The sequence below is a fragment of the Bacillus sp. FJAT-29814 genome (assembly GCF_001510715.1).
GTDB lineage: Bacteria > Bacillota > Bacilli > Bacillales > Cytobacillaceae > Neobacillus.
The window spans coordinates 53,857-76,467 of the sequence record NZ_LMTJ01000002.1 but is presented as its reverse complement, the minus strand read 5'-3'; the positions used below and the strand labels follow the sequence as shown (position 1 = coordinate 76,467).

The 22,611-nt window shown below is 42.1% G+C and carries 22 protein-coding genes; 12 read left to right on the top strand and 10 right to left on the bottom strand.

What is annotated here, in order from left to right:
- Positions 1-12: 12 nt before the first annotated feature.
- A complete protein-coding gene (locus AR334_RS04285) occupies positions 13-1,536 on the bottom strand; it encodes a spore germination protein (RefSeq protein WP_066305524.1) in 1,524 nt (507 codons plus the stop codon).
- A 195-nt stretch (positions 1,537-1,731) separates the two neighbouring features.
- Here AR334_RS04285 and AR334_RS04280 point away from each other — a divergent pair, with 195 nt between their 5' ends.
- The 11 genes from AR334_RS04280 to AR334_RS04230 all read left to right on the top strand — a co-directional run bounded on the left by AR334_RS04280 (position 1,732) and on the right by AR334_RS04230 (position 12,256).
- Positions 1,732-2,496: a TerC family protein gene (locus AR334_RS04280; protein WP_066305521.1), complete on the top strand. Its 765-nt coding sequence runs from the start codon at positions 1,732-1,734 to the stop codon at positions 2,494-2,496.
- A gap of 58 nt (positions 2,497-2,554) precedes the next feature.
- On the top strand, positions 2,555-2,779 hold the full coding sequence (locus AR334_RS04275; protein WP_066307649.1) for a hypothetical protein: 225 nt from the start codon (positions 2,555-2,557) through the stop codon (positions 2,777-2,779).
- Positions 2,780-2,911: 132 nt separating this feature from the next.
- On the top strand, positions 2,912-3,586 hold the full coding sequence (locus AR334_RS04270; RefSeq protein ID WP_066305518.1) for a hypothetical protein: 675 nt from the start codon (positions 2,912-2,914) through the stop codon (positions 3,584-3,586).
- Position 3,587: 1 nt separating this feature from the next.
- Positions 3,588-4,325, top strand: coding sequence for a hypothetical protein (locus AR334_RS04265; protein ID WP_066305514.1), 738 nt, complete (start codon positions 3,588-3,590; stop codon positions 4,323-4,325).
- A 157-nt stretch (positions 4,326-4,482) separates the two neighbouring features.
- Positions 4,483-5,331: an S-adenosyl-l-methionine hydroxide adenosyltransferase family protein gene (locus AR334_RS04260; protein WP_066305512.1), complete on the top strand. Its 849-nt coding sequence runs from the start codon at positions 4,483-4,485 to the stop codon at positions 5,329-5,331.
- Positions 5,332-5,604: 273 nt separating this feature from the next.
- Complete coding sequence (locus tag AR334_RS04255; protein ID WP_066305510.1) at positions 5,605-7,182, top strand: ATP-binding protein; 1,578 nt, start codon at positions 5,605-5,607, stop codon at positions 7,180-7,182.
- Between the two features lie 188 nt (positions 7,183-7,370).
- The gene (locus AR334_RS04250; protein WP_066305504.1) at positions 7,371-8,921 is read left to right on the top strand and encodes a bifunctional ADP-dependent NAD(P)H-hydrate dehydratase/NAD(P)H-hydrate epimerase; all 1,551 of its coding nucleotides are present in this window, start codon (positions 7,371-7,373) and stop codon (positions 8,919-8,921) included.
- 86 nt (positions 8,922-9,007) lie between these two features.
- Complete coding sequence (gene glsA / locus AR334_RS04245; protein WP_066305496.1) at positions 9,008-9,937, top strand: glutaminase A; 930 nt, start codon at positions 9,008-9,010, stop codon at positions 9,935-9,937.
- A 126-nt stretch (positions 9,938-10,063) separates the two neighbouring features.
- Positions 10,064-10,852 (top strand): arginase family protein, encoded by a 789-nt coding sequence (locus tag AR334_RS04240; protein ID WP_066305493.1) that lies wholly within the window; start codon positions 10,064-10,066, stop codon positions 10,850-10,852.
- 39 nt (positions 10,853-10,891) lie between these two features.
- Positions 10,892-11,803 carry a Gfo/Idh/MocA family protein gene (locus AR334_RS04235; protein ID WP_066305490.1) on the top strand — a complete coding sequence of 304 codons (912 nt, stop codon included), beginning with the start codon at positions 10,892-10,894 and terminating at the stop codon, positions 11,801-11,803.
- Between the two features lie 102 nt (positions 11,804-11,905).
- Positions 11,906-12,256, top strand: a complete 351-nt coding sequence (locus tag AR334_RS04230) for a nitrous oxide-stimulated promoter family protein (RefSeq protein WP_066305484.1) — start codon at positions 11,906-11,908, stop codon at positions 12,254-12,256.
- Positions 12,257-12,335: 79 nt separating this feature from the next.
- Here the strand turns inward: AR334_RS04230 and AR334_RS04225 are convergent, their stop codons facing one another.
- From AR334_RS04225 to AR334_RS04200, 5 genes are all read right to left on the bottom strand, one after another.
- On the bottom strand, positions 12,336-13,751 hold the full coding sequence (locus AR334_RS04225; protein ID WP_066305481.1) for a peptide MFS transporter: 1,416 nt from the start codon (positions 13,749-13,751) through the stop codon (positions 12,336-12,338).
- 265 nt (positions 13,752-14,016) lie between these two features.
- Positions 14,017-15,507 carry a peptide MFS transporter gene (locus AR334_RS04220; RefSeq protein ID WP_066305479.1) on the bottom strand — a complete coding sequence of 497 codons (1,491 nt, stop codon included), beginning with the start codon at positions 15,505-15,507 and terminating at the stop codon, positions 14,017-14,019.
- 197 nt (positions 15,508-15,704) lie between these two features.
- The gene (locus AR334_RS04215) at positions 15,705-16,733 is read right to left on the bottom strand and encodes a UvrB/UvrC motif-containing protein (RefSeq protein WP_066305477.1); all 1,029 of its coding nucleotides are present in this window, start codon (positions 16,731-16,733) and stop codon (positions 15,705-15,707) included.
- Positions 16,734-17,180: 447 nt separating this feature from the next.
- The gene (locus tag AR334_RS29840) at positions 17,181-17,465 is read right to left on the bottom strand and encodes a hypothetical protein (protein ID WP_172799152.1); all 285 of its coding nucleotides are present in this window, start codon (positions 17,463-17,465) and stop codon (positions 17,181-17,183) included.
- A gap of 275 nt (positions 17,466-17,740) precedes the next feature.
- Positions 17,741-18,085: a nuclease-related domain-containing protein gene (locus tag AR334_RS04200; protein ID WP_066305467.1), complete on the bottom strand. Its 345-nt coding sequence runs from the start codon at positions 18,083-18,085 to the stop codon at positions 17,741-17,743.
- 232 nt (positions 18,086-18,317) lie between these two features.
- Between AR334_RS04200 and AR334_RS04195 the strand changes: the two genes are divergently transcribed.
- Complete coding sequence (locus AR334_RS04195; RefSeq protein WP_066305466.1) at positions 18,318-19,649, top strand: prolyl oligopeptidase family serine peptidase; 1,332 nt, start codon at positions 18,318-18,320, stop codon at positions 19,647-19,649.
- A gap of 87 nt (positions 19,650-19,736) precedes the next feature.
- Here AR334_RS04195 and AR334_RS04190 read toward each other — a convergent pair whose 3' ends face one another.
- The 4 genes from AR334_RS04190 to atpB form a co-directional block, all read right to left on the bottom strand.
- Positions 19,737-20,099 (bottom strand): DoxX family protein, encoded by a 363-nt coding sequence (locus AR334_RS04190; protein WP_066305463.1) that lies wholly within the window; start codon positions 20,097-20,099, stop codon positions 19,737-19,739.
- Positions 20,100-20,296: 197 nt separating this feature from the next.
- Complete coding sequence (locus tag AR334_RS04185; protein ID WP_066305460.1) at positions 20,297-21,262, bottom strand: AtpZ/AtpI family protein; 966 nt, start codon at positions 21,260-21,262, stop codon at positions 20,297-20,299.
- Positions 21,259-21,633, bottom strand: coding sequence for an ATP synthase F0 subunit B (locus AR334_RS04180; RefSeq protein ID WP_066305453.1), 375 nt, complete (start codon positions 21,631-21,633; stop codon positions 21,259-21,261). The genes AR334_RS04185 and AR334_RS04180 overlap by 4 nt, the downstream gene beginning before the upstream one ends.
- An 18-nt stretch (positions 21,634-21,651) precedes the next feature.
- A complete protein-coding gene (gene atpB / locus AR334_RS04175; protein WP_066305451.1) occupies positions 21,652-22,398 on the bottom strand; it encodes a F0F1 ATP synthase subunit A in 747 nt (248 codons plus the stop codon).
- Positions 22,399-22,611: the final 213 nt, after the last annotated feature.

Below are 22,611 nucleotides of genomic sequence, written 5' to 3'. Positions count from 1 at the left end.
TTCTCATGAATTTTATTCTGAATTCAATCCCTCATCCGGGTCCTTGTTTGTCACTGGATTAAACCTTTTACGGCTAAGGGCTCTTAAAAATTTATTACGTTTTTCTTTATGATAATCGTTTTTTCTAATGAAAGTATTGGATAATCCGCCTTTACGGTAGGGTGATAACGGAAGCAAATAAGGACTTCCCAATGATTTAAGACGAAGCAGGTGGGTAACCAAGAAAATAACCCCGATATAGATGCCAAATCCCCCCCAAATAGCAGCTAGCAGTATAAACGGATAACGCAAAAGTCGGACCGTATTCGACATTTTATAGATAGGGGTAGTAAAGGAAGATAATGCTCCCAATGCTACCAGAATCAATAAAATATTACTTGTTAACGCCGCTTGCACTGTTGCCTGACCAATGACAATACCACCGACAATACCTAGGGTTTGCCCGATTTTAGTCGGAAGCCGTGCCCCTGCTTCCCGGAGCAGTTCGATGGTGATTTCCAAAAATAGCACCTCTACTACTGGGGGAAATGGAACATTGGCTCTTGAAAAGATGATTGGCCCTAATAGGTCCTTCGGGACAATTTCAAAATGATAGGTAAGGATGGCCACATAAAACGAAGTGACAAAGATGGAAAATAACATACCAAAAATCCGAATGATTCTAAAAAAAGATGCCACCACCCAAGGAAGATAAAAGTCCTCGGGAGTGGAAAAAAAGTTCATAAGTGCTGCTGGCCCTATTAGGGCGTAACAGGAATTGTCCATCAATATAACCACATTTCCTCTTATTAATGAGTAAATGGTTCTGTCTACCCTCTCTGTATTGATAAACAATGGAAATGGTGTAGTGGAATAATCGGAAATCAATTCTTCCAACTGTGTATTATCGTATAAAACATCAATATCGAGGTCTTGAATCCGCTGCCTTGCCGTTTGTACATAGTCAGGGTTGGTAACCCCGGATAAATGGGCGACGACCACTTTTGTTTTGGATCTTGTCCCCACATCAAATTCCTCAAAGATAAGGTCGGATGTAATCAATTGATTTCTTAACAAATGAAGGTTGGTACTGAGGTCCTCGATAAAGCCAATTTTCGGACCGATAACGCTAAATTCATTTTCAGTTTCATTTATTTCCCGTTTCCCTAGTCGTGGGTCTGATAAGCCAACTAAGGCAAATTCTTGGAGGTTATTGTGTAGGTAGATCACCGCCGCTCCATGATAAAGCCCTTTTTCTACTTCCTTTACATCCTGCGTAATTAGAATACTATCGATTGGAATAATGTCTTTTAAATCGGCGAGATTTTTAATTGATGCAAGCTTCTCTTTGAGATTCTCTAAAAATATACGATTAAATAAATCCATATCCACTAGTGTTTTATAATAACTAATTGAGAGAAAGGCGTTTTTTTCCACTGGTGAAAATGTTTCAAAGTCGCTGGATTGTTTGGCCTTCTCCAGCAACTCAAGAATAGAGTTTTCTTTCGTTTCATAATTTATTTTGTTTAGTTGCTTTGGCCGCTTTCTAAAAAACATTAAACCACCAGACCCTAGTAAAAAAATACATACGTGTTCATTAGTATTAATCGGATGAAATGGAATTATGTACTAGGTGATGAGTGCAGAAAAGGCAGAAGTTTGAATTTCAGGTTTATTTTTTGTGGTTAGATCCGCCTAAAGGTGTAAAATAAGACTGTGCATATATACTATTGGGTAAATAGCAAAGGAGAAATGAACATGTGGGAAGATATTTTAGCCACCTATGCCTCGATGCTGGACTGGCATATGTGGGCAGACGTTCTTACCTCGCCAAAAGCATGGGGATTAATTCTATCATTGGCGGTACTGGAATGTATTTTATCTGCAGACAATGCGCTCGTACTGTCGGCATTTGTTAAGCCTCTGCCAAAGGAACAGCAAAAGAAAGCCCTGGTTTATGGTTTATGGGGCGCCTATTTATTCCGATTTATCTTCATTGGCTTAGGGACTTTTTTAATCAAACTTTGGTTTATTAAATTAATCGGGGCTCTGTATTTGCTCTGGCTTGCCGTCAAATTCTTCATTGATAAATATGGCCGCAAAGAGGGAGGAGACGAGGAAACCATTCAAGCGCCAAAGGGTTGGCTGACGAAGACGTTCGGGTTCTTTTGGGCAACCGTTATCAGTGTGGAGCTAATGGATTTGGCGTTCTCCGTCGATAGTATCTTGACCGCCCTGGCCGTTTCTGACGAAGTTTGGGTCATCCTGCTCGGGGGCATGATCGGAATTCTGATGATGCGGGGCATCGCTACATTTTTTATCAGTTTGATGAACCGGGTGCCAGAGCTTGAAACAACGGCTTACGTATTGATTACCTTTATTGCGGTAAAAATGGGACTGACCCTAATCGATATCCATATTCCAAATGAAGTATTTATTGCTGTATTGGTGTTGGCTTTTGTTGCTACCTTTATCATTCATGCGATTCGCAAAAGGAGAGAGAGGTTTTCTCATTAACGGATAACCCTTCATACAATGGAGAATTCTAATGATAAAAAAGGGGTGCGTAGCTGAGATGAATATATTTAAGGGCAATAACAGCGAAGAGAAGGAGCAGCTTCAAGATATCCTTAAAAATTCAATTGAAATAGAAGAAGACTTAATGCGGACGTATTTGATCACTGCCGAACGGATCCATGATGATGATGAATTGAAGCGGCGGCTTGAAAATTTTGCCGAAGGAAATGCCAAACGGACAAAACAGTTAATCGACGAAATCAATGAAGAAAATGAATCGTAACAGAAAGGGCTCCAGAGGGGGGCCTTTTTTGGTTTATTCCTTAAATTACCTTCGTCTCGTGAAAAAACTGGAAATTTTAAATGGTCAAAAATGACAGCATCCATTATTGTTAAATTATAAGGAGTGGTATGGATGCGGAGTATCATCGGAATTATTTTGGTTGTGATCGGTTGGGCAGCGGTGGGAACCATTGCATGGCAGATTTATAAAAAACAAGAAATAAAGCCTAAGATATGGAAGGTTATTATTATCATTTTTATCGGTCTATTTTCGTTTTCGATTGATTGGCCGTTATTTGACCAGGTGATCAGAATCTCGATTTTGCCGCTCGGTGTCTGGATATTATTTTTACTTAGAGGAAGGCTTCCACAGTGGCCGTTTTATCGGAAATATGCTTGGTTGGGATTTTTTGCGAACTTTATCTTTTTGGCTGCTGGATTGCTGGCAATCGTGTGTAACCAGGCTGTATATCCCCAAAATCAGCTCTTAACCTATTTGGCAAACGTTGAGCAAGGATTCATTATTAACACCCATCCTGCAGCAGAGAATCTCAGTTTTGATAAAGAAAACGCCCCAAAGCTTCTGCTTAAAGGGAAGGAGAAGCTAGTCAGAAGCACCGATTGGTATGAGTTGTCAGAGACTAGTGAACGGTTCCCTTATCAGCTGATTGGTGCAAAGCCGAAGTTTGGCAGCAATCTATCAGCCATCATCTATGTTGAACAAGATGGCAAGGGACTGTTAATCCAAACGCCAAACCGACATTATTATTTTCGCTTAGACGAGTCCCTCTTAAAGGAGGGAAGCTAGGATGAGGAAAAAAATCATTCTTGCGGTTTTGGCTGTTATTGTCGTCCTGTCGGGGCTAATGGCATATTGGTTTTATTTTTCAAAACCTGCGAAGTTTCCGACAAATGAGCAGCTGATGAAACAAATGAATGAAGTATTTCCCGCAGCCGCAGCCGAAACGATACAGGACACGGTTACCATTGATGAGCGACATAAGGTAGTTCCGTTTATAACCAAGGAGAACCGCTATGGCATCAGCTATTGGGTCTGGTCCAAACATAAATGGAAGTCTGTTTATATTGATGATAGCGGCGAGCCGAGGCTCTGGAAGATTAACAGGAAAGATGCTTCCAGCTATCATTTGGTTTGGAATATCCATCCTAATGATGGGGTAAGCACTGTGAAATTTTATTTGATGAAGGATCGGAATTACCTATTTCAAGGTGGGGAACACTTTTATTTTCCAAAAATCCAGCTTGAACAGGCTGTTTCTCTGGAGAATAAATCATATGGAGTCATGGGACTGCCGAAGGACTGGGTTACAGTCGTTGATTCTCTTGGAAAAATCGAGGCAGCAAGAAGGGCAGATTTATGGTTCCAATCCCTGTTCCCGGCAAGAGACTTATTTTTCGGCTGGTTACCTTTAAACGGTGAAAATGAGGAAACCTTCCCAGAAAATTCAGTGAACGGACAATCCTATTCAGATGGCGATGAAATTATTGATTTTGTCCCGTTTGTAAACAAATCGGAACTCGAGTAATAAGCGAAAATTGCAATGTTGTGATTGAAACCCGGTAAGCTTTACTGTATGATATTGTTAACTTTTTTTCAGAATATTGAATCTCCCAAAAATGAAGCGGTTAGAAAAAATAATGGCATTATGTTTTTTGACAAATTTTTACAAAAGGAGGAATAGGATGAGTGAGGCGTTAGTATTGCAATCGGACTTTGGCATTAGTGATGGGGCTGTTAGCGCGATGTATGGGGTTGCCTATTCAGTTAACCGCTCCATCCGGATATTTGATTTAACCCATGATATTCCTCCATATAACATTTGGGAGGCATCCTACCGGCTCTTACAGACGATTGCCTATTGGCCGAGCGGGACTGTATTTGTGTCAGTCGTCGACCCTGGTGTTGGCTCCGAACGGCGCAGTATTGTCGTTAAAACAATCGAGGGAAAATATATTATTACACCGGATAATGGCACATTGACGCACATCAAGCATTTTATTGCCGAAGCACGGATTTTGGATGAAACCGCCAATCGGCTCCCGAACTCCGGAGAGTCGTATACATTCCATGGCCGGGACATTTATGCGTATACAGGTGCCCGTCTTGCCTCTGGTGTTATAACATTTGAGGAAGTTGGGCCTCAGGTTGAGGTTCAGTTAGTGGTCGAACTGCCGCTACCCCATGCTTACATTCAAGATAAAACAATCATTGGAATTATTGAAGTCCTAGATGTTCGGTTTGGAAATTTATGGACTAATATTCATCGTAATCTTCTAAAAGATGCCGACATCCAATATGGAGACAGACTGAAAGTAACCATTGGCAACGGCACGCGTCAGGTGTATGAAAACATTATGACATTTGGCCGCTCATTTGCCGACAGTATAGTAGGCGAACCGCTCGTTTATGTCAACTCATTAGACAATCTCGGCATCGCCATCAACCAAGGGTCTTTTGCCAGCGCCTACCATATCGGGTCCGGCGTCAATTGGACCATGACATTGAAAAAAGCTGAGAAGCAATATTTTTAATAAATGGTGTCTATAAATGGTGTCAGGCACCACTCGTGGGCATTTGTCCGTGCCGGGCGGACATAAAAAGATCGGTCCTTCTGTTTAGAAGGGCCTATTTTTGGTGAACGGAGTTACAAGATGGTCTTATAGAACTATCCGGGGTGGAGAATAATCCATAGATTATCGTATATACATGTAAGAATTTTCTAGTAAAATATATTTAGATAGTAGAAATATTTGAAATATTGATAGTATGTAAGTTTCCATGATAGGAAAGGAGTTTTTCAACTAATGAAGTCGAGTGAAGGGATCCTCAATGAATTGGATAGTCATCATCATGTGAGCCAGTTGGCCTCAATCGGTCAAATTGCTGCAGGCATAGCCCATGAAGTAAGAAATCCATTGACAGCGGTAAAAGGTTTTTTACAGCTTCTTCAACATGATCAAAAACAGGAATACGTTGAGATTGCCCATTCGGAACTGGACAATGCTTTGAAGACACTTAACAATCTTCTTCAAGTATCCAAACCTGATTTGGAGGATGAAGAATATCAGAGTATTTATTTATCAGTGGAACTTGAATCAATTATTAATCTCTTTCAAGATAAAATGTATGAAATAAAAGTAATAACTAACTTCAAGGATACAGACTCGGCCATCTACGGCAGAAAAAATCAATTTAAAAAAGCTTTCTTTAATTTAATTAAAAATGCCATAGAGGCCATGAATGGTGTGGGAACGCTCACACTGACGCATTGTGTGATTGGCCAAGAGGTAATGGTGACAATCAAGGATACTGGAGTGGGTATACCGGAGGAAAAACTTTCACTTTTGGGCACGCCTTTTTTTACGACAAAGGACGAGGGGACAGGAATGGGGCTTGCTCAAGTCTTTTCCGTCATTTACCAGCACGGAGGAAATATTACTATTGATAGCAGGGAAAATCAAGGAACGGAGTTTACAATTAGAGTACCGCAGCACCACAATAAATCACAACGTGTAGTGAGAAACGTGGATGTTCTTTATGAGGAGACCTATACAATTAAAGAATTTTTCCTGGAAAATCAAAAATTATTTGAAGACCGGTTGCTAACTGAGGCGACCAATGTAAGAGACAAAATTGAAGAGATACAAAATATCGGAAATATTAATCTATTAAGCAATGCCCATAGGCTTGTATTGTATGTAGTTGAGGGAATGGAACACGAATTAATCTCGTTTGCGAAGCAGGAGGGACGGGCCTGGGCAAGCCATTCCTTGACTCTCGCCTTCAAACTGGAGTGGATTCAGGCTATTAGAAGGACGCTATGGGATTTCTTATATAACTTTGACAAATTTAAGAACCTGGAAGCCGACCGTGTTGCCTTTTACTCTATGGAAAAAAGTATCAATGAATTGATAGACCAATTTCTTACCTATTTCTTTATCAACTACACCAAATATAAGGATGAGGAGCTCGATAAGCAAAGACAACTTGTTGAAAACTTGTCTGTTCCTATTATTCCAATTAATTCAGATATTTGCATTTTGCCGCTGATTGGAGCGATTGACGATATCCGAATTGAAACAATCCAAGATAAGGTGTTTACCGAAATTGAGAACCGGCAAATTCAAACATTAATCATTGACCTTTCCGGTGTTGCCTCAATCGGACAAGTAGGCGCAGATAACTTCATACGGATCATTGATGGTTTAACCATGATGGGCTGCACCACCATCCTGACGGGGATGCGTGCAGAAATAGTCAAAAAACTGATTGCCCAGGGAAATCAATTACTCAAAAGAGCTGTCTTTAAAGGAACACTACAGCTGGCATTGAATGATGTTGTCTTTAAGACAGAATCACTTGAATCAATCATAGAGAAATAAAGGGTGGCATAAGTCCGCCCTTTTTTGGTGCCATTTTTTTTGGTGTCGTTTTTGGTGTCAGGCACCAGCTATAGACATTTGTCCGTGCAGGGTGGACAATCAGCATCATCTTTCTTTGTCTCCCCTTAATATGTTGCTGCCGCTATTTTCAGATATAATAAAGAAAAAAGGTTGTGGGGGAATTGGCGGTGCTGGTTGCTGGGCAGAGGGATATGCAGTTGATGGACAGGTATACGATGGAAAATCTGGGCCTTCCGGGAATTGTGTTGATGGAAAATGCGGGGGCGCGGGTGGTGGAGGAAATTCTCGCTAGTTTCCCACACCAAACGCCGAGGGTTCTGGTGCTTGCAGGAGGTGGGAATAATGGCGGTGATGGATTTGTTATTGCCCGCAGGCTGATTGATTTGGGGGTGGAGGCACAGATCCTTTTGCTGGTAGACCCAATGCGTATCAGTGGGGATGCAAAGATCCATTACGATGTTTACATAAATCGGAAGCTGCCTATCTTTTATTTAGATGAACCCTCGATGAAAGAAATAAACGCAAGACTGGATTGGGCAGATATTATTGTTGATGCTCTTTTGGGGACAGGGGTAAAAGGACCGGTGCGGGAACCTCTCAGCCAAGTAATTTCGCTCGTCAATGAATACAAAGGCAATAAACTCATCCTTTCAGTCGACATCCCTTCTGGTGTCAGCAGTGATACGGGGCAAGTCGATGGAGTCGCCATCAAAGCGGACAAAACGATTACCTTTGTTTTCCCGAAAAAAGGGTTCTTTTTCAACCAGGGTCCAAGCTATATCGGAGAGTGGAAGGCGGTCGATATATCTGTGCCTCCAGCCGTAGCGGCAAACTTGGGGCTCGACCTGCCGAAATTGATTACTGAGGATGCTGTGAAAAATTCTATTCCCAAAAGACCCGCCACTGGTCATAAAGGAACGTTCGGCCATGTACTAGTCGTTGGCGGTTCTCGTCCTTATGTTGGGGCTCCTATTTATTCAGTAAAAGCAGCGCTCCATTCCGGTGCTGGGTTGGTGACATTGGCAGTACCAGAAGGGATTTATCCTATGGCAGCGGCCCAATGTTCGGAGGCGTTGTTTTTGCCATTGCCAGAAGAAAACGGTCATATTGCCGAAAGGGCGATCAACCAAATTTCATCTACACTCCCGCAATTTGATTGTGTGGCGGTTGGGCCGGGGCTGGGCAGGTTCCCGGGCGGTGAAGAGTGGCTCAAACAATTGCTGAGCACTTTGACTGGTCAAGCGGTCGTAGTAGACGCTGATGCCCTATATTTGGTTCGGAGCAACTTGGAACAGGTGCGAACCTGTAAAGGCCCAGTTATTTTTACCCCGCACCCAGGAGAAATGGCGAGATTGATTAATAAGACGGTTAAAGAAGTAGAAGCCGACAGGCTGGGTATAGCAACAACCTTTGCAAAGGAAAACAATATCTACTTGCTGTTAAAGGGTCATCGCACCGTGATTGCCGGGCCAGATGGTGAGGTATACATCAACCCTCACGGCCATGATGCCCTAGGCAAAGGCGGCAGCGGCGATGTACTGACGGGGCTAATTGCTTCCTTCCTTGCTCAAGGTGCATCACCGATGAATGCAGTAATCTCGGCAAGCTACTTGCATGCCCGGGCAGGTGAAGAAAAAGCCAAAACATTGTCAAACTACGGGGTTATGCCCTTAGATATCATAGATGGAGTGAAAGAGCTGTTAAGAGAGTCCATCTGATTTGGCAGGGCTCATTTTTATAATTGATAAGCGCATCCCTGCGTGTTTTTTTCCAAAAATGGCTCATACTACTACGGGTGATGAAAATGGGATGCCAATCAAATGATGAATTAAAAGTGTTTGTCGATGAAGCAAGAACAGTAACAAAACACGGTAAGGTTGCTAATTACATACCTGCCCTAGGAAAGGCGGATCCGGACGATTTATCGATTGCCGTGCACTATCCTGATGGAAAGTGTTTTTCTGCAGGTGATATTGAGGGAAAAATAACCCTGCAAAGCATTTCCAAAGTTATTGCTCTGGCGTTGGTTTTAATGGACCGCGGCCGGGACGAAGTTTTTAAGCGAGTTGGGATGGAGCCTACCGGCGACCCATTCAATTCAATTGCAAAATTGGAAACCATGGCCCCTGCGAAACCGCTGAATCCGATGATTAATGCCGGTGCGTTGGTAGTAACCCATTTAATAAAAGGGGAAACGGTCGATGAGCGATTTGGAAGGCTGGTTGATTTTGTCCGAGGATTAGCGGGCGACTCGGCGATTAGTTTTAATGAAGAGGTGGCCCGTTCCGAATTGGAAACAGCCAATTTAAACAGGTCCTTATGTTATTTTTTAAAGCAGCATCATATCATTGAAGAAGACGTGGAGCAACTGTTGGATTTATACACAAAGCAGTGTGCGATTGAAATGGACTGTCTCGGGCTGGCGCGGATTGGCCTTGTGTTTGCGATGAACGGCAAGGACCCGGAAAGCGGTAAGCAAATGATGCCGGTGGATGTGGCCAGAATTTGCAAAACGTTTATGGTGACTTGCGGGATGTATAACGCATCCGGAGAATTCGCGATTAAAGTCGGCATTCCGGCAAAAAGCGGTGTATCCGGCGGGATTATGGGAGCGGTTCCGGGAAAAGCCGGCATCGGCATTTTCGGCCCTGCGCTAGACGAAAAAGGCAACAGCATTGCTGGCATCAAGCTGTTGGAGCTTTTATCGAAACAATATAAGTTGAGTATGTTTTAACGGGCAGCCAAACGTCTACGGGCTGCTCTTTTTCCGTTGTTAATGGAAAAGCATGCTATAATTGAACTATAAATCTATTTTTCTAATAACCTTATTTTTCAAAAAAATGAAGAGGAGATGAGGATCATGGGGTTATTAAGAAAAGGCATTAGCATTCTGCACTTTGATGAACAGTATTTTTGCCAAAATAAACTGCTCCAGGCCGAGCATGAAAATCTTGATTTCAGAAAAATAAACCACGTGAACCTATATTGCGAAAACAGATCACTGCGCCAAATCGAAGTAGGTCTAAAAAACCGCGGCCAAAAAGGAATTACCTTCATTGGCAACGGGAATTACCACTATGTTTCTTTTTTGTTATTAAAAGAACTAACCAACCCCTTTACACTTGTATTATTCGACAACCATCCCGACCTGGGGTCGACACAACCCCTAGATGAATCATTGCTTTCGTGCGGCACATGGGTGTCTTATGCCCTGAAACAATTGCCATTATTGCAGCGAGTTGTCATAATCGGTCCAACCACCTTCATGAATCATTGCCCTAACAGCCCTCGTGTGGTCATCTTTCCATTTGATGGCAGACACCAATACTCAATAAAATCCATTCTTTCAACCATTCATACCAAAAATGTATATGTTAGTATAGATAAAGACGTACTCTGCGGAACAGATGTCACGACGAACTGGGACCAGGGCATCATGACGACCGATATACTGACAGAATATTTAGAGGTCCTGCTAAAACAAAAGCAGGTGGAGGGGATTGATATTTGCGGTGAAGCCCAGATTTCTTCTGTAAATGCCTTTCTGCCATACTATCAAACTTTGATTAGAAAGAACGAACGAGTAAACCTGAAAATACTGGAGACCTGCTTGAATAACGGGTATCAACAAACCCAAAGTATTTCATAATGGTTAACAAAACATGAACATAAGAAAGAGGAGATCACTGTGACAAAATTTGGAGTAATCGGACTCGGCGATATTGCCCAAAAGGCGTATTTGCCGGTATATGGGGCCATTAAAGATGTGGAATTTCATTTTTATACAAGAAATCAAGAGAAACTGAGGGAAATAGCGGATCAATATCGGTTTGAGCATATCCATTCAAGTCTTGATGCGTTAATTAACAGCGGAATCACCGCAGCCTTTGTCCATTCTTCCACCGCCTCCCACGAGGACATTGTCGAGTTATTGTTAAATCATAATATTCACGTGTTTGTCGATAAGCCGATCACTGACTATTATGAAGGGGCAAAGCGCCTGGTCCAATTGGCGGAAGCAAAAGGCCTTATCCTGATGGCTGGGTTTAATCGCCGATATGCACCATCCTATAACCAATTGAAAGAGGTGGCGAACCCCAATCTTGTTTTAGTTCAGAAAAACCGCCACAACCTCCCGGGCAAGCCAAGAACGTTTATTTTCGATGACTTCATCCATGTGGTCGACACGATGCGATATTTGTTTCCGCATCCGGTGGACAATCTCCTTGTAAATGCTAGAATGGAGAACGGCATGCTGTACCATGTTGTTATTCAATTTGTTGCAAAGACCGGTGAGACGGCCATCGGCATCATGAACCGGGATATTGGGACAACTGAAGAAATCGCCCAAGTTATGGGGCCGCTTGAGAAACGCACCGTCTACAATGTTTCGGAACTGGTCATTTCCAAAGGGATGGACACGATTGCAGCCCGGGGAAGTGACTGGGAACCAACCTTGGTGAAACGCGGATTCCAACAAATGGTCGCAGACTTTATTGGAGCGGTCAGAACCAATTCCAAACCGCAAATAACGGCACTCGATGCCCTTGAAACCCATGAAATTTGTGAAAAAATAATCAGCATGCTGCAGCGGAATTAATACTCTAAAAATGTGCGGGATTTGTAAAAACTCTTCCATTATAATGAAGTTTTTCATGCTATCGTTTAGATAGGTAGGAGAATCGGAAGGGGGTTTTACAACATGGGTGCCCGCTTAATTGAACCGAATACAGGTCCAAATATTCAAAAGGAAAAAGAAATTGTCAAAGAGATGATCGGGATATTTTGTCGCAGAAAACATAAGCATGTAAATGGGCTCCGTTCAAATGGGTTATGCAAGGACTGTCAGGATTTAAAACACTATGCCCATATGAGACTGACGTTCTGCCGCTTTGGCGAGAACAAAACAGCCTGTTCCAACTGTAAAGTCCATTGTTACAAACAAAAATACCGTGAGAAAATGAAGGATGTCATGCGCTACTCGGGGCCGTGGATGATGCTTTATCATCCTGTCTATGCGGTCAAGCATTTATTGAACGGCAAGTTTAAATAACGAAAAAGGTGCTTATCTCCCGGGAGACAGCACCTTTTTATAGGATAAGCACTTCATAAGAAAAGTGCCTTTTGTCATTCTAGTTTGCTTTAGCTAAGCGTTCTTCCGTTACATTCTCTTCGTCTTCACCAAGCATTTTCACAAGCTTCTTGGAAAGTGCGAGCAGTACTAATCCGAGTATGATAACGGCGATACCAATCACGGAAAATACTTCAAAGTAGCCCATGCTTGAAGTAAACGCACCTAATTGTCCGGCAAGGATATTCGCTACAAAGGAGCTTGCCATCCAAACGGCCATTAATAAAGAAGCGAATTTTACAGGTGCATATTTACTGACAAATGAAAGTCCCACCGGTGACAAGAACAGCTCACCAATCGTATGGAGCAGATAGGTGAAAATGATAAACATGACATTTGCTTTTGTGACAATATTGTTTTCATCGCTGCCTGTTTGCATGATGGCAAATAATAAGACGATAAAACCTGCACCTAATAGCATCATCCCGATTGCCATTTTTGTCGGAACTGGCAAGTCCCCGCGCTTTGTATTTGAAAGTTTTACCCAAAGCATGGAAACAACTGGTGCCAATAAGATGATAAATAACGGGTTAACCGATTGGAACCAAGAGGTTGGGATTTCCCAGCCAAACAGGGTACGGTCAACAAATTTGTCTGTATAAATGCTTAATGCGCCGCCGGCTTGTTCAAATCCTGCCCAGAAGAAGACGACAAATGCTGCCAAGATGAAGATAACAGTGGTTCTATGTTTCTCAACTTTGGAAAGTGTTTGGTTCTGTGTCGCACCGGTTCCAGTAACCTGTGGTTTTCCAACTGGTTTTTTGCCAATATCTCCTAAGAACCGATTGCCAAGTACGTTAAATAAAATTTGTCCAATGATCATACCGATAGCAGATGCAAGGAAGCCGTATTTATAACCATACTGGATCACACCGTTTGTCGTTACGGCAAACCATTTATCCGTAATCGCACCGATTACTAACGGGGCAAAGAATGCTCCGGTGTTAATCCCCATATAGAAGATTGTAAATGCAGCATCACGGCGTTTGTCTTTTGCACCATAAAGCTCACCGACAATCGTTGAAATATTTGGTTTAAAGAATCCATTCCCGATAATCAGCAATCCAAGGCCGATATAGACGGCCGTAAAGCTTTGATTAGAAAACAGGACGATGTTCCCGAGGGCCATCGTAATACCGCCAATGGTGATCGCAAGTCTTTGACCCAAATATCTGTCAGACAAATAACCGCCGATTAATGGTGTAAAGTATACTGCCCCAGTAAAAAATCCATATAGCATCAGGGCTTTGCTTTCATTCATGCCCAATCCGCCGCTAATCAAAGATTTTGTTAGATAGAGAATGAGGATCGCCCTCATTCCATAGTAGCTGAAACGTTCCCACATTTCTGTCATAAATAACAGGTACAACCCAGGTGGGTGCTTTTTGGATTGATTTGACTTTATTGTTGCATCCATATTCCTTCCTCCTTGTTGGAGATTATTATTTTAGTATAATTATCTTAATTTAAAAATTATTAAATCGTCAATAAATTTACGAGAAGAACCAAGATTGAAAAGATTCATAATAGGTGTGAAATTAAAGGGAAGACTTAGAAGAATGGGGATTAACCTTAGCGGAGTTGGAATACATCTGTATTGTACCCAACATTTACTATATCAAAATATCTTATGGTTGAAAAATAAAAAGAGGCTGTAAACCAGCCTCTTTTTCCGAAAATTTTTAGCGAATTCCTTTCATGTAGCCCTGAATCTTTGGTGCAAGCATTAATAGGATTACTCCAAGTACTAAGGATGCACCGCCGATAATGCCGAAGTAAGCCATTTCGGTTTCAGGAGTATAGAATTTAACGATCTGTGCGTTAATCGCTTGAGCGGCAGCACTCGACAAGAACCATAAGCTCATCGTTTGCGCTGAGAAAGCAGCCGGAGCAAGTTTGGTTGTCGCAGATAGTCCAACTGGTGACAGACACAATTCACCAAGCACAACAATTAAATAGCTTAGCACTAACCATAATGGGTTAACTAATGAATCTGTTCCGCCAAAGTATGCAGGGAGCAGAATAACGATAAAAGATAATCCAGCGAACAATAATGCTAATGAGAACTTTTGCGGAATGGTCGGTTCATATTTCCCAAGCTTCATCCAAAGCCATGCAAAAAATGGCGCTAACGCGATGATGAATAACGGGTTAAGTGATTGGAACCACGCTGGAGAAAGCTTGATTCCTGCAAAATTTAATTGTGTCCGTGTATCGGCATAACTCGCTAAGATGGTTGAGCCTTGCTCTTGAATTGCCCAGAACATTACAGAGGCGATGAACAGCGGAATATAGGCAATTAACCGAGACCGTTCCACGGATGTTGTTTTCTTGCTTCGGTACATCACGACAAAATATGCAGTAGGAATTAAAATACCAAGAATACCTATCAGATTGACAAATGTTCCAAAAGTTAAATATCCAGTAGAAATCGTAATCGCTGCAAGAATGGCCAGTACAATGACTGCTCCTACAATGATCGTAATTACCTTTTTCTTTTCAGCAGGCGACATCGGATTGGCAACTGTGGTACCCGCAAGTCCGAGGTTCTTTTTCTTGGTTACAAGGAACATAACCAACCCGACAAACATACCGACAGCGGCCACGCCAAAGCCTAAATGGAAACTTGTATCCATTAGGGATCCGACGATTAATGGCGCAAGGAAGCCACCAAGATTGATACCCATGTAAAAAATACTAAAACCTGCGTCACGGCGGTTGTCGTTTTCAGCGTACAAATCACCAACAACGGTGGAAACGTTTGGTTTCAGTAGTCCTGTACCAAGGACAATCAATACCATTGAAACGAAGAATAAGGCCACGGTTCCCGGAATCGCCAGGGCGATATGACCGAGCATAATTAAAACCCCGCCATAGAATACCGCTTTCGATGTACCGAATACCCGGTCAGCCAGCCATCCGCCGATAATCCCCGACATGTAAACGAGTGATCCGTAAATCGACATGATGGAAAGGGCCAGGGTCTTGTCCATGCCAAGGCCACCCTTGGATACTTCATAATACATATAGAATACAAGGATCGCTCTCATCCCATAATAAGAGAAACGCTCCCAGAATTCAGTAAAGAACAGTGTGGATAGACCTTTTGGGTGCCCGAAAAATCCCTTTTGAGGCACACTGTCCACAATTGTCTGCTTATTCAAATTTGCCATAAAGTTACCTCCCTTTTATTATTCTATAATACTTTTATTGTTTAGAATCGTCAAAAACTTTTTCTGGAAAACAATTCACAATAATGGACAAACCTTGATGTTATTATGTTTTATGGTATTACTTCGAAAAAAGAAAGTTATTTTAAAATAGTGGGCAAATTCAAATTTTTCATACAAAAAGCCCTTGGAAGGGGCTTTTAAAGTAATTCGATAATTACTCTACTTTGACCTAGCTGGTCCTCTGGAATAATGATGGATTGGCATTGGCTGCTTTTTAAATAACTGTATATGATTTGCGCTTCGTCCAAATCATCTCGTGTAACTTGTAGGTCTGGTTCATTATTTTTGAACCAATGAGTCATTTGGGCTGCCATTTCTGAAGAATGATCTTGTTCACGGCGGTATTTTTTTGAGAAAAGAACTTTATTCCCTTTGATTAAAAAGAACTTAAAGGCCGTTTCATCCAAGTCCTCAATAACAGCGATATTTTGGTTTGCTTCGGTAAATTCAATGACCCGCTCTTTGTACAAAAGGAAGTTGAGAACCTCAAGATTATCTCTTATTTTTGCGGCCGTTTCAAAATCACATTGTTGGGCGGCAGTTTGCATTTTTTGTTCTATTTCTTCAAGAATACTGGTATCAGTGCCTTCAAACATGGCAATGATTCTTTCCATGATTCTGTTGTATTCATTTAATGCAGGACCGCCAAGGCAAACGCCGATGCACAGGCCAATTGCGTAGTTCAAACAAGGCGTGTTTTTGTTTGAACTTTTGCAGCAGTTGATTTTAAAGATATCCTTTATGCCTTCAATCGCTTTTTCCACGGTGTATTTGTTGACAAATGGACCGAAATGAAGATTTCCATCTATTGGCGTGTCTGTCAGAGCGAGCGTGCGCAGCCCATTATTCATTATTACCGTTATATAGGTATAGGACTTGGGGTTTTTCATTTTTCGATTAAAATAAGGCTTAATTTCCTTGATTAATCGACATTCAAGCATAAACGCTTCAAATTCAGTGTCAGTGTTGATGATATCGATATCGTGTATTGTGTTTATCAGCTTTTTAATCTTCGGCGAGTGGCCCTTTGAATGATAAAAGTACGACTGCACCCGTTTCTTTAGATTTTTGGCTTTCCCGACATAGATAATCGTATGGTGGCGATCCTTCATGAGATAAACGCCGGGAGATGAGGGAAGATTTTTTACTTTATCCTTTAAATCCAATTGTGGCCCACTCCCTTCTTATATTCTAGTTTAGCATATCAGTCTATACGGTAGGGGGTTGGGTTATTATCATTGTGTTAGATTACAGAGTTGATTTTTTGACCGTAAAGGTGGAATGGAAGTATCTGCATTATAAAAGAGGGGATTATTTTACCCGAGAAGGAGGTCAAAGGGGAGTCAACGGTAAAAAAGAAGCGGTTATTTTACCCGAGAAGGAGGTCAAAGAGGAGTCAACGGTAAAAAAGAAACGATTATTTTACCCGAGAAGGAGGTCAAAGAGGAGTCAACGGTAAAAAAGAAGCGGTTATTTTACCCGAGAAGGAGGTCAAAGGGGAGTCAACGGTAAAAAAGAAGCGATTATTTTACCCGAGAAGGAGTTCGAGGAGTGTCATCGGTAAAAAAAGCCCGGCATCACATTAAATTATGATACCGAGACTCAAGGGAAAATTACTCTTTTAATATAAAATAACGATACTTAGTATTTCCGATTGATTCACAGTTTTGTAATAAAATTCTTCTAATCGTCTTTCGAGACACCATTCCGCCACACCACTCATGAACCAGACTTGTCGGTATCTTCATCCCCGGAAAAAGCATCACCAACTCCCGAACACCCCTCAAGACAGCAGCCTCTACAGCTTCCTCAGCTCCGCAATCCGCACAAACCAGTTTATCACCCTTCATAAATGTCGAGAGTCGATGGCACAAACAACAAAGCATACCCTTTGCCATCCCCCCAATATCATAAGTAGGATATCTAGCAAATGGCGAGTCCACCAAATCCAGTGAAACAAGTAGATCGGCTAGCTTTTCGTGGCCTTCATTAAGTCTGGAATACTCATTATTTAATTTTTTCAAAAAACGTTTTACTTGCGACGGGAGTATTATACATTCATTTTGAGGTGCATATAAAGTGAATTCGGGGTTTATAAAAACAAGGTATGATTCGATATTGTAATGGATTCCATATTGTTGGAGTAATTGGCGGTATAGGCTGTCTGCACGTTTTAACTGGCCCAACGGGTGTTTAGATATTTATCCGCTTTCCTAAAACGACCATCGGTGTCGTAGTGGTAGTCGCCTTCGAAGTTTTTCACATCGATGAGGTAAATTTTCCTCTCAAAAATCATATTCTTATCGATTTGAAAAGTGCTGTCGCCGGATTTGAGCCACAGGCCGTTGATCATCCAGCATTTCTTATGAAGCATCTCGTCGGTCAGTGAATCAAAATTCACTTCGCCAGCAAAGCCCTTTTCTATTTTCCACTTTTCGTCTTCTAGTACATTCATTCTGGCATTCAACGACCGGGACATCAATAATTCTTTCGGCATAAGCCGCGGTTTCTTAATCATAGTCCACCATCCTTTTTAATAGAATTCCACCTTAATTCTACAAAATTCTTCCTCTATATTTGGTGAAGTGTGTGAATTTTTTGTTAACAATCGTCAGTTTGGTAATAAGAGTCAGTCATATTGTTGAAAAAATAAAAAATATGTATGAATTTGATAAACGATATTATTTGAAACCGTTTACATACTATCTGATAATTTAACTTGTAAACTATTATTATTAAGGAGGTATAAAATGCTTAAAAAATCTGTTCTAGTAACCCTGCTAGCCGCCACTCTGGCTTTCCCAATGGCAACGACAGAAGCAGCAAAACCGGAAAATCAGGCTAACCCTGAAAAAATAGTCCAAGCCAGAATTCCGTATTTTGTGAATGAGTCGAAGCTGCCTTTTGATAGTTTGCCAGGTTATGAGACAGACCGCTATTGGGGCGTACATAATGGAGCGGGCTATCGAATCGAGGTTCCTAAGAATTGGAACGGTGAATTGGTTCTTTATGCGCATGGGTATCGTGGGCAGGGGTTGGAGTTAACGGTAAGCAATCCAACGAACTTACGTGAACACCTAATCAAAAGTGGGTATGCCTGGGCAGCCTCGAGTTATAGCACGAATGGATATGATGTGGCGCAAGGGGTTAAAGACACTCACTCGTTAGGAACTTTCTTTAATGGTAAAGTAGGAAAGCCAAAAAGGGTATATATAACAGGCCATTCCATGGGCGGCCATGTTACCGCTGTTCTTGCGGAGCAGTATCCGAAGGCCTATGACGGCGCGTTCCCAATGTGCGGAGTAACTGGGGATACGGAGCTGTTTGATTATTTTGCAAGCTATAACATTGTTGCGCAGGCACTTGTTGGCATTGAAAAAGAAAAGCAACAGTTCCCAGCAAGTTCCACCTATGCAACAGAGACAGTCCCGACTATTATGGCAAAAATGGAATTCCAAAATGGAATCCTAAATCAAAACATTTTATATAACAAACTAAAAGCTGTCACCGAGAACATGTCTGGCGGGGATCGCCCATTATTTGACTTAGCTTTCGAAAACTATAAGAGTTTCTTGCTTGGTCAACATACCACAGCCCCTGGCTACGGTGTGGCGCCTGGTAATATAGTCAATACAACTGATATGGTTTACCAGTTGGATAATGACCCAGCATTATCCCCTGAAGAAAAGGCATTAAATGAGTCCGTCATACGTGTTGCAGCTGATCCTTCATCGAAACAGCAAGGGTTAACAGGGGTACCAAAGGTGACTGGTAATATTAAAATTCCAGTACTTGCGATGCATAATATTGGCGACCTGTTTGTTCCATTCAGTATGGAGCAAATCTACGCCGAAAGAATAGCGGAGAAGGGCAACTCTGACCTCTTCGTTCCAAGAGCTATTAGGGACATTCAGCATTGTGGATTTAATAAACAGGAGGAGGTAGAAGGATTCTCCGATCTTGTTAAATGGGTGGAAGAAGGGGTTAAGCCTAAAGGGGATGACATCCTGAATCCCGCAGTAGTGGCAGATCCGAATTTTGGTAAACAGTTTACAAGAGGTCTCCGTTTTTACGACAGATAATACTCAAAAAAGTCTCTTAGAATCTCTCTAAGAGACTTTTTTTGAAAAATAAAAACCAGACCGCTCCCAGGCAATCTGGCACAAAACTCAAGGATACCTTTTATATAAAGCAATCAACAAAACCAGCATCACGATGTCCAGGCGTGCATTAAAGGCAAACTGCAAGATCCCCGAGCTTAGCAGCGGCAGTTTGGTTAACAGGATCGCGGCAATTATAATCGCGATTAAAGGGATAACCGCATTTTTGACATATTTATTTGCCAGAATCAACGCTCCGCAGCCGATTTCCAGGAGGATGACGATTTTTAGCATCAACTCGGGATAAGGGAGTCCGATGTTCATAAAATGATTGGCCAAGTCGGCATTCAGTAATTTCATTAGTCCAGAAACAATAAAAACAAAAGCTACTGTATAACGAATCAAATTTATGGTTGAAAAAGAAGTTTTCACGTTTGTCCCAGCCTCCTTTATAAACTCTATGCAGCAAGGGGGACAAACAATGACTATAAAAATTGGAAAAGCTTTCCTCCAGAACTCAGGCGTCATCGGGAAAAACAAAAATTGAAGGAGCCATCCTTGTGGGAACTCGCAGCGCCAAAATAACAGAAAAAAGACAGGTTCACAAAAACCTGCCGAGATCCAATTACCTACCCGCCGACCAGCTTCTTCTCTGGTTTCTGGTCGGTAATCAATCCGTCATAGTCGGTGAAATAAAAATCAATTGGCGGCATGCCATCGAGGTAATGGCCTTGCAGCAGCTGGTGGTAGTTGACCCGGTATTGCGGATCGTATGGCCGGATCGGGTATATTTTGTTTACTTTATAGAACAAATTGACCGCTATTTGAACCTTATCTAGGAGGGGTGGGATGTCCTTTTCCATCTCCTCGTAAATAGTGAATGTCTCTTTTGACATATAAAACGGCCGATTGGGAACACCGCCAAGATACGGTGCCAGTTGTTCGGAATCAATGCTATAGTCATCTTTTATTAAAATCGTTCGATTAATCCCTTTTGGCAGATCGGCTGCGAATAGGCGAACCGCTTCGCGGATATCGGAAATGGTTACGCTTATAATAGGCCAGTGCCCGGTTTCAGGCTTTTTCTTTACTCCGATTTTCACTGGTGGAATTTTGCCTTTCTCTCCATGGGTGCCAAGGTATTTTAACATCATCACGTAGCCAACCAAACTTCCAATGGCAATTCCTAAAAAGATCCCAATAATCGTGAAACCCGGATAAATTTCCAACTGTGCATCCAATTTTGTCCCCAACTGATAGCCGCCGTAAATCGATAAAGCCAGGGCGATACCCACCATCAGGTGGAGCGACAAGGTTTGCACCAGAAAGTTTATAAACGCCTGGAAATTTGTTTCGGTGCTAGTATTCAGCGTAGCTAGGAATCTGCTCACATCCGTCTTCAATTCTTCTGAAATCGGGAGCCCCTCCATAAAATTCTCGACGATATGAGATGTACCTTCAGGATTATTTTTCAATGTATAGGCAAACTTTTCAAGATTCCCTTTCGTATATTGGACATAGACCCATTTCGGTTCGTTATCAATGACGATTTTTTCGATTAACTTCCCGTGTTCTTTGACGAACTCGTACTTCATGATGCGCCACGTCCTTTCAACGCCCGACGTTCGTTTTCATAGGCTTCTGTTCGGATGGTGAAGGCTTCTTTTCTAGCTGCTTTTACTATTATGTTCGCTTCCTCGCGAGCTTTCGCTATGATTTGCTTGGCATCCTGCGTCGCTTTTTCCGTCATTTCCCGTTGCTTCAACAGTTCTGCCTCTGCTTCGTGTTTGTAAGTTTCCGCCAGATTAAGCTGGTTATCGATCGATTCTCTTCGACTTTCCATCGCGCCCACGAGTTTGGAGAGAAACTTTTGCTTAAGGATCCAAATTAACGCGGTAAAGATGACAGCTTGAAAAATCATCGTCCCCAATGATACCGGCATCCCGAAAATTTCAAATTCCCCCATTTTTCACACCTCCTACCCTTACGTGGTGGCCTCATTTACCCGTTGACCAATATAAACCATAAACAGCGTTACGAAAATGTACGCCTGAATTGCTCCGATGAACAGGCAAAATACCTGCCAAATCATCATTGGAATCGCGGCAAGCAGACTGGACCCGATGCCAATAAAGATGCCGGATTGAAATCCTTTCATAGCGGCAGCGGCGAGAATGCCGAGCATCACTTCCCCGGCATAAATATTCCCAAATAATCGGAGCCCGAGAGTAAGCGTCGTACAAAACTGCTCCAAAATGTTAATCGCGAACAGGGCCTTAAATGGTTTGAAAAAGCTCAGGAAGTAATTTTTAAGCCCATGGAGGCGGATGTGGATGAAATGGGTGTAGACAATCATCATAATCGCAAGCGTCATCGTGACATGGGCATCGGCAGTTGGCGATTTCCACCATGTGGCATGGTCTGCTCCCGCGATGAAGGAGAAGGGGACGCCCATAATATTGGCGATGAACAAATAGAGAATCAGTCCCACACCCCCGGCAAGAATGAACATATTGTCTTTTCTTCCCATGGAGTTCACCATGATATTTTGGACAAATTCGATCACCCATTCCAAAAGGTTCTGCATTTTGCCGGGTTTTTTTGCCGTTATGTGCCGTGTGCAGGCATACGCGAATACGAGAACTACAAGGGCGGCAATGGTGCTGGTAATAATAATAGAGAGGTCGAAGGTTAACCCAAAGATTTGCACGAGAGGACGAGTGGCATGCATAGAAATCCCTCCTTTCTGAATAAATTTGCTGCCAGAAAGTAACGGGGAGTAGAGTTGGAGAATGTGATATCCTATAGTTCAATTGTACTACTATTTTTTGTGAAAAGGTATACATAAACAATTAATAAATTTAAAATTCTGAATTTTAAAGTTTCCACTATTAAAATAAGGGGGATAGTAGGATTGGTGTCAGGCACCACTCGTGGACATTTG